The 1,507-nt window shown below is 48.3% G+C and carries 2 protein-coding genes; both read left to right on the top strand.

Translation table 11 applies throughout. From position 1 onward, the window contains the following. On the top strand, positions 1 to 210 hold a 210-nt coding region (locus BWI93_RS28120; RefSeq protein ID WP_217902232.1), incomplete at its 5' end, for a hypothetical protein. A gap of 175 nt (positions 211 to 385) precedes the next feature. Next, positions 386 to 1,210 carry an SDR family NAD(P)-dependent oxidoreductase gene (locus BWI93_RS05055; protein WP_094809061.1) on the top strand — a complete coding sequence of 275 codons (825 nt, stop codon included), beginning with the start codon at positions 386 to 388 and terminating at the stop codon, positions 1,208 to 1,210. The last annotated feature ends 297 nt before the right edge of the window (positions 1,211 to 1,507 follow it).

Below are 1,507 nucleotides of genomic sequence, written 5' to 3'. Positions count from 1 at the left end.
AAACACGGGTTCGATTCCCGTACGGACTACCAACATTGGCAAAGAGCTCTGAGTAATCAGGGCTCTTTTTTTTCTTTCTTTCCAGCAATGTTGATTGAAACAGCCCTTAGTTTCGACGTATCCTACCTCTTGGCAAACTCGCGTACCTCTGGTGATACGATCAGTCCTGCTTCTATCATTAAAGCTGCGTATGGATTGAGTCACCCCTGATGGAAATTCCTTTTTTGTCCAGACTAGTACAAATATTCCCAACTTGAATTCTTTCCCGTATTTCTGTGCTATTCTTCCGCTGAAATGAGCTATTCCGGCCCGTATGCGTCCCTCTACCTTTGTAACGTCAAAAGGCACTAAAGCCTAATCAGATTTTACAAAACAACGCACGATCATGTCGAAAGTCATTTTTATTACCGGAGCATCCAAAGGATTTGGCAAATTATGGGCAGAAGCCTTCCTCAAACGCGGCGATAAAGTAGCCGCCACGGCCCGCAATACCGAAGCCCTCAACGATTTGGTGAACACCTACGGCGAGAATATTTTGCCTCTCACCCTCGATGTTAACAACCGGGAAGAAGTCCATACCGTCGTGCAGAAAATCGGGCAGCACTTTGGTCGGATCGATGTACTGATCAACAACGCGGGTTACGGGCTTTTCGGAACGACGGAAGAAACCACCGAAGCCCAGGCCCGCCTGCAAATGGAAACCAACTTTTTTGGCTCACTCTGGGTCGCTCAGGCCGTATTGCCCGTATTCCGGAAACAGAAAAGCGGCCATCTGATTCAGGTTTCCAGCTTCCTGGGCCTGACGACCTTACCGATGCTGGGTCTGTACAATGCCTCCAAATTTGCGGTAGAGGGGTTAATCGAAACCATTGGCTCGGAAGTAGCCCATCTGGGTATTAAAATTACGCTGATCGAACCCAACGGCTACGCTACCGACTGGGCGGGTGCCTCCGCTACCCAAACGTCCAGCGACATTGCCGACTACGCTCCGGTACGCGAAGCCTTCAGCAGTTCCAGCGAAAGTGCGGATACCTGGGGTAAGCCCGAAGCGACAGTCGAACCAATTCTGAATATCGTAGACAACCCAAATCCGCCGCAACGACTGTTGCTGGGTAAAATGGCCTACCACGGCATGCATCAGGTGTATACCCAACGCCTCAAAGACATTGAAGCCTGGAAAGAGGTAAGTATTGCCGCCCATGGTCATTAATGCATTGTAACTGGGGCGAACGCAATTTCTAATCGAATCGTGCCTTAACTTTTTTCAAGCTTACGCCTGACGACGCTACCGACAAAACTAGCTGGTTCTCAAATCAATAGATTGTACCCCAATTTAGATCAGACTTGTTCTGTAAAAAAATTAGCGGTAAAGGGCTCGAAAGACTTGCGTTCACCTCATTTATTTACTTATCTTTGCACCTCGTTAAACGGAACAGGGCGGCAAAATAGCTAAAACGAACCGAATAACGATGCAAAATGGTCCGTTCGTCTAGGGGTTAGGACGTAT

The sequence above is a fragment of the Siphonobacter sp. BAB-5385 genome, from assembly GCF_002261125.1.
Taxonomy (GTDB): domain Bacteria; phylum Bacteroidota; class Bacteroidia; order Cytophagales; family Spirosomataceae; genus Siphonobacter.
Note: the sequence above shows the minus strand (reverse complement) of the source record. Positions and strands in the feature narration are given on the sequence as shown.

Bases quoted from the DNA above. Each gene is read 5' to 3' on its own strand.
- BWI93_RS05055 (WP_094809061.1), top strand. From the start codon at position 386: ATGTCGAAAGTCATTTTTATTACCGGAGCATCCAAAGGATTTGGCAAA.